Annotated in this window: 7 protein-coding genes; 6 read left to right on the forward strand and 1 reads right to left on the reverse strand. The window is 63.8% G+C overall.

What is annotated here, in order from left to right; genetic code table 11:
• Together R3280_RS15645 and R3280_RS15650 are read left to right on the forward strand one after the other, a co-directional pair.
• Entirely contained in the window at positions 1-669 is a 669-nt protein-coding gene (locus R3280_RS15645) for a methionine ABC transporter permease (protein WP_318999542.1), read from the forward strand.
• Positions 670-714: 45 nt separating this feature from the next.
• Positions 715-1494, forward strand: a complete 780-nt coding sequence (locus tag R3280_RS15650; RefSeq protein WP_413468793.1) for a MetQ/NlpA family ABC transporter substrate-binding protein — start codon at positions 715-717, stop codon at positions 1492-1494.
• 122 nt (positions 1495-1616) lie between these two features.
• Here R3280_RS15650 and R3280_RS15655 read toward each other — a convergent pair whose 3' ends face one another.
• Positions 1617-2270 (reverse strand): peroxiredoxin, encoded by a 654-nt coding sequence (locus R3280_RS15655; RefSeq protein WP_318999543.1) that lies wholly within the window; start codon positions 2268-2270, stop codon positions 1617-1619.
• Positions 2271-2524: 254 nt separating this feature from the next.
• Between R3280_RS15655 and R3280_RS15660 the strand changes: the two genes are divergently transcribed.
• From R3280_RS15660 to fghA, 4 genes are all read left to right on the forward strand, one after another.
• Positions 2525-3469 (forward strand): alpha/beta hydrolase, encoded by a 945-nt coding sequence (locus tag R3280_RS15660; protein WP_318999544.1) that lies wholly within the window; start codon positions 2525-2527, stop codon positions 3467-3469.
• Between the two features lie 145 nt (positions 3470-3614).
• Complete coding sequence (locus R3280_RS15665) at positions 3615-4043, forward strand: CBS domain-containing protein (protein WP_318999545.1); 429 nt, start codon at positions 3615-3617, stop codon at positions 4041-4043.
• A 66-nt stretch (positions 4044-4109) separates the two neighbouring features.
• Positions 4110-5219 carry an S-(hydroxymethyl)glutathione dehydrogenase/class III alcohol dehydrogenase gene (locus R3280_RS15670; protein ID WP_318999546.1) on the forward strand — a complete coding sequence of 370 codons (1110 nt, stop codon included), beginning with the start codon at positions 4110-4112 and terminating at the stop codon, positions 5217-5219.
• A gap of 8 nt (positions 5220-5227) precedes the next feature.
• Positions 5228-6076, forward strand: a complete 849-nt coding sequence (gene fghA, locus R3280_RS15675; RefSeq protein ID WP_318999547.1) for an S-formylglutathione hydrolase — start codon at positions 5228-5230, stop codon at positions 6074-6076.
• Positions 6077-6156: the final 80 nt, after the last annotated feature.

The raw sequence follows: 6156 nt of genomic DNA on the forward strand, positions 1-6156 counted from the left end.
ATGATCGAGCAATGGCTGGCTAATGTGGTCTGGGCCGAGATTGCCTGGGCCAGCTGGGACACCCTGGTGATGGTGGGCGTGTCGCTGCTGTTCAGTGTGCTGATCGGCCTGCCGCTGGGGGTGCTGCTGTTTCTCACCGGCAAGCGGCAGCTGCTGGAGCAGCCGGTGGCCTATGCGGTGCTGTCCTTCGTAGTGAACATCCTGCGTTCGGTGCCCTTCATCATCCTGCTGATCGTGATGATTCCGGTCACGGTGATGCTGATCGGCACCTCGCTGGGGGTAGCCGGCGCCATTCCACCGCTGGTGGCCGGTGGTGCCCCCTTCTTTGCCCGCCTGGTGGAAACGTCACTGCGGGAGGTGGACCGGGGCATCATCGAGGCCACCCAGGCCATGGGTGCCAGTGTGCGCCAGATCGTACTGGGTGCGCTGCTGCCCGAAGCCCTGCCCGGCATCATCGCCGGCATCACCGTGACCGCCATTACCCTGGTGTCCTACGCCGCCATGTCCGGTGTAGTGGGCGGAGGTGGCCTGGGGGACCTGGCCATCCGCTTCGGTTATCAACGATTCCAAACCGATGTGATGGTGATTACGGTAGCCCTCCTGGTGATTTTTGTTCAGCTGCTGCAGATGCTGGGAGACCGGCTGGTGCTGTACTTCAGCCGGCGCTGAGGTCCCCGCTGCGGCCATCCACAGTCAACCAAACCGAGGAATGTTATGAAACTGACCCGACTGATAACCCTGCTCGCCGCGTTCACCGCGTTTTCCGTCCAGGCCGCCGACCGCCTCAGCGTGGCCGCCACCGCCGTGCCCCACGCGGAGATCCTGGAATTCATCAAGCCCGGCCTGGCGGAGAAGGGCGTGGAGCTGGACATCAAGGTGTTCACCGATTACGTCCAGCCCAACGTGCAGGTGGCCCAGGGCCGCATGGACGCCAACTTCTTCCAGCACCTGCCCTACCTGCAGTCCTTCAATGAAGGCCGTGGTACCGAGCTGGTGAGTGTGGTGGGTGTCCACGTCGAGCCGTTCGGCGCCTACTCCAGCAAGATCGAGTCGCTGGAGGCCCTGGAAGAGGGCGCCACCGTGGCCATCCCCAACGACCCCACCAACGGCGGCCGGGCGTTGCTGCTGCTGCAGAAAGCCGGCCTGATCACCCTCAAGGACGGCAGCAAGATCACCGCCACCCCGCGGGACATCGCCAGCAACCCCAGGGAGCTGGAGTTCTACGAGCTGGAGGCGGCCACCCTGCCGCGGGTGCTGAACCAGGTGGAGCTGGCCATGATCAACACCAACTACGCCCTGGAAGCGGGCCTGAACCCCACCGAGGACGCCCTGATCCTGGAGGGCTCCGAGTCACCATACGTCAACATCCTGGTGTCGCGGCCGGAGAACAAGGACAGCGACGCCATGCAGGCGCTGGCCGCGGCCCTCACCTCGGAGGCGGTGCGCAATTTCATTCTGGAGAAGTACGAAGGTGCGGTGGTTCCGGCATTCTGAGGGAACCGTACGACGCGGTGGAGCGTCAGATAGGAATCAGCCCGGACGGAAGGCCGGGCTGATGGATGAGAAACCATTCCGTTGTTCTTCAGCCCCTGCCATGCAGGGGCTTTTTTTTCGCCTTATTCGGCGTTCCAGTTGGTCTTCGGGTCCGGCGTCATGCGCAGGTAGGGACGCACTGCCTTGTAGCCCTTGGGAAAGCGCTGCTGGATCTCCTGCTCGTCCTGCAGCGAGGGCACGATCACCACGTCATCGCCACGCTCCCAGTTGCCCGGGGTGGCCACCTTGTGCTCGTCGGTGAGCTGCAGCGAGTCCACCACCCGCAGGACTTCGTTGAAGTTGCGCCCGGTGCTGGCGGGGTAGGTGATCATCAGCCGCACTTTTTTCTGGGGGTCGATCACGAACAGCGAGCGCACGGTCAGCGTGGCGTTGGCGTTGGGATGGATCATGTCGTACAGCTCGGACACCTTGCGATCGTGGTCGGCGATGATCGGGAAATTGACGGTGCAGCCCTGGGTGTCGTTGATGTCGCTGATCCAGTTCTTGTGGGACTCCACCGGGTCCACGCTCAGGGCGATGGCCTTGACGTTGCGGCGGGCGAACTCGTCCCGCAGCTTTGCGGTCAGGCCCAGTTCGGTGGTGCACACAGGGGTGAAATCAGCGGGGTGGGAGAACAGGATGCCCCAGCTGTCGCCCAGCCATTCGTGAAAGCGGATCTTGCCTTCGCTGGAGTCCTGCTCGAAATCCGGTGCGGTATCACCAAGACGTAAAGTCATAGTACTTCCTCCTGTATGTGGGTGCCGATTGGCGACCGTTGCGTTCCAGACCTATTTAATAGCGACCCTGACCTTTTAAAACAAGGGTTTAGTTGCCCGCTGTTCAAACTGATTGGGTCTATGGTTAGCGCGTTTGATGCTTTGGCCCGAAAAAGGCCCGGAGTGCAGTGAGTGTAGCAGTAGCTGGTGCTACCGGAGGGCTATCGCAATCGGTTAGTCTTGAACGAGACAAAGGCAACGAACGACTCATCATCATGACTGCAACAGCCCAGACCCAAAGCCCATCCGACTCCCCGCAAAGCTTTTACATCGACAGCAACGGCCTGCGCCTGTGTGTCGAGACCCGGGGCAACCCGGACGGTGAGCCGGTGCTGTTCATCATGGGTCTGGCGGCCCAGATGACCCTCTGGCCCGAAGCGCTGCTGGATGCCTACGCCGAGGCCGGCTACCGGGTGATACGATTCGACAACCGCGACATCGGCCTCTCCAGCCACCTCAAGGACCGCCTCACCGGCCATCCGGTGAAGGTGATGGCGCGCCATCGCCTGGGCCTGCCGGTGGATTCCCCCTACACCCTGCATGACATGGCCGCCGACGTATGCGGCCTGGTGGATGCCCTGGGATTGGGCTCGGTGCATCTGGTGGGGGTGTCCATGGGTGGCATGATCAGCCAGGTGCTGGCGGCCAGCTTCCCGGAAAAAGTCCGCACCCTGACCCTGATCATGACGTCCACTAACAGTCCCCGGCTGCCGCTGCCCCAGCCCCGGCTGATCTGGAAACTGGCCGGGGTGGGGGCCAAGGGCCATCACGAGGAGGCCGTGGTGGAGCGCAGCCTGGCGTTCTGGCGGGCGATCCAGAGCCCGGGGTTCCCGCCCCGGGAGGAGGAGGTGCGGGACCGCATCGTCCGCGACTACCGCCGCAGCTACCACCCCGCCGGTATCCTGCGCCAGACCCGAGCCATACTGGCCACCGGCAGCCTGTCCTCCATGACCCGGCGGATCCGGGTGCCGACGGTGATTATCCACGGCAGCGACGATCCGCTGGTGCGACCGGTGGCGGCGGAGCAGCTTAAATACCTGATTCCCCACGCCCGGCTTGAGCGCATCCGGGGCATGGGACACGATCTGCCGGCACCCCTGCTGGCGGACTTTGCCGCCATGAGCATGGCCACCATCGAGCAGGGCGCGTCGGTGGCCTGACGGCGCCGCCGGCATTTCCCGTTTCGGCGCTTTTTAACTATGGTTAGGGGAGGAGACAGCCGCTCAAGAGCCAATGTCACCGGGCGCGGCCGACCGGACCCGGGGTGATGGCCAACCGTCAACACGGGAAGTAAGGAGAAAGCTCATGCGCTCACTGAAAGCCTCCGATGTACTGTCGAACCACATCGAGCCGATTCGCTGTGGCACCGCCCTGACCAGGGTGGTCAAGACCCTGCTGGCCAACCATGTCTCGGGCCTGCCGGTGGTGGACGATCACCGCCGGGTGGTGGGGTTCGTGTCCGAGCAGGACTGCATACATGCCCTGCTGGTCAGCAACTACCACCACGAGGGCGACCCAATCGTGGACGACGTCATGGTGCGGGAGCCGGTCACCATCAGCCCTGAGATGGGCCTTGTTGACCTGGCCCAGAATCTTGGCCACGGTAAACCCAAGGTCTACCCTGTGGTGGAAAACGACCGCCTGGTGGGCATTGTCACCCGCACCGCCATACTGGCAGAGCTGGCCCGCACCGGCGCCGGCGTCGAGCTGCCCAAGCATGTGGCTGCGGAATGAACCATCACCGGCCGTGACCGTATCTGAAAGCCTCTGCAACGAATTCTGATCTGAAGGGACAACGATATGAAGTCACGCGCTGCGGTTGCCTGGGAAGCGGGCAAGCCTCTGGTTATCGAAGAGATTGACGTGGAAGGCCCCAAGGCCGGCGAAGTCCTGGTGCGGGTGGTGGCCACCGGTGTCTGCCACACCGACGCCTACACCCTGTCCGGCGCCGATCCGGAAGGTAACTTCCCGGCCATCCTTGGCCACGAAGGCGGCGCCATCGTGGAGGAAGTGGGTGCTGGCGTCACCTCCGTCAAACCCGGCGATCACGTGATTCCGCTCTACACCCCCGAGTGTGGGGAGTGCTCGTTCTGCCGCTCCGGCAAGACCAACCTGTGCCAGGCCATCCGCGCCACCCAGGGCCAGGGCCTGATGCCCGACGGCACCTCGCGGTTTTCCCACAACGGTAAGCAGATCAAGCACTACATGGGGACCTCCACCTTCTCCGAGTACACCGTGATGCCGGAGATCGCGTTGGCAAAGATCAGCAAGGAGGCACCCCTGGACAAGGTCTGCCTTCTGGGCTGTGGCGTTACCACCGGCATTGGTGCGGTGCTCAATACCGCCAAGGTGGAGCCGGGCTCAACGGTGGCAGTGTTCGGCATGGGTGGGATTGGCCTGAGCGTGGTGCAGGGCGCGGTCATGGCGCGGGCGTCCCGCATCATCTGCGTCGACATCAACGAGGACAAGTTCGAGATGGCCCGCATGCTGGGCGCCACCGACTTCATCAACCCGAAGAACTACGACAAGCCGATCCAGGAAGTGGTGGTGGAGCTCACCAGCGGCGGCGTCGACTATTCCTTCGAGTGCATCGGCAATGTGGACGTCATGCGTTCGGCCCTGGAGTGCTGCCACAAGGGCTGGGGCGAGTCGATCATCATCGGTGTCGCCGGGGCCGGCGAGGAAATCCGCACCCGGCCGTTCCAGCTGGTGACCGGGCGGGTCTGGCGCGGCAGCGCCTTTGGCGGCGTCAAGGGCCGTACCGAACTGCCCGGCTATGTGGAGCGCTATATGCGCGGCGAAATCCAGATTGACCCAATGGTGACCCACACCATGCCCCTGGGGGAGATCAACAAGGCCTTCGATCTGATGCATGAAGGCAAGAGCATCCGGTCGGTGGTCCTATTCTGAGGTGCGTCATGGAACAGATTGCCAATAACGTCAGCTTTGGCGGCGAACATCGCCGCTATCGGCACAGCTCCAAAGTGCTGGGCTGTGATATGGAGTTCGCGGTTTTCCTGCCGCCCCAGGCCATTGGCAGTGATCCGCGACCGGTCCCGGTGCTTTACTGGCTGTCGGGGCTGACCTGTACTGACCAGAACTTCATGCAGAAGGCCGGCGCCCACCGGCGCGCCGCCGAGCTGGGGCTGGCCATCGTCTGCCCCGACACCAGTCCCCGTGGCCTGGATCTGCCGGGCGAGCACGACAGCTACGATTTCGGCAGTGGTGCGGGCTTTTACCTCAATGCCAGCCGGGAGCCCTGGTCGCGGCACTACCGCATGTACGACTACGTGGTGGAGGAGCTGCCGGCGCTGGTGGAGAGCAAGCTGCCGGTGTCCGCCGCGCGGTCCGTCAGCGGCCACTCCATGGGCGGCCATGGTGCGCTGGTCTGCGCCCTGCGTAACCCCGGCCGCTACGCCTCGGTGTCGGCCTTCTCACCCATCTGTAACCCCAGCGACTGCCCCTGGGGTCAGAAGGCCTTCTCGGGCTATCTCGGTGACGACCGGGAGGAATGGGCGGAATGGGACGCCACCCTGCTGGTGCCGGGCGCACCGGAGCGGCTGCAGCTGCTGATCGACCAGGGTACGGCGGACGAGTTCCTGGACGAGCAGCTCAACCCGGACGCCCTGGCGGAAGCCTGCGAACAGGTGCACCACTCGATCCGGCTGCGGATGCATCGGGGCTATGACCACAGCTATTTCTTCATTGCCTCGTTCATCGACGAACACCTGGATCATCACGGCCGGGCCCTGGGTTTGCAGGTCTAGAGCATCCAGGCATCGGCTTTGCACGTAGAGGGTCCGGGTTCAAGGCGGCTCAGCCCTCGGCGGTACAGCTGAGGGCCTCA

It is taken from the genome of Marinobacter sp. (assembly GCF_033722195.1).
Taxonomy (GTDB): Bacteria; Pseudomonadota; Gammaproteobacteria; order Pseudomonadales; family Oleiphilaceae; genus Marinobacter.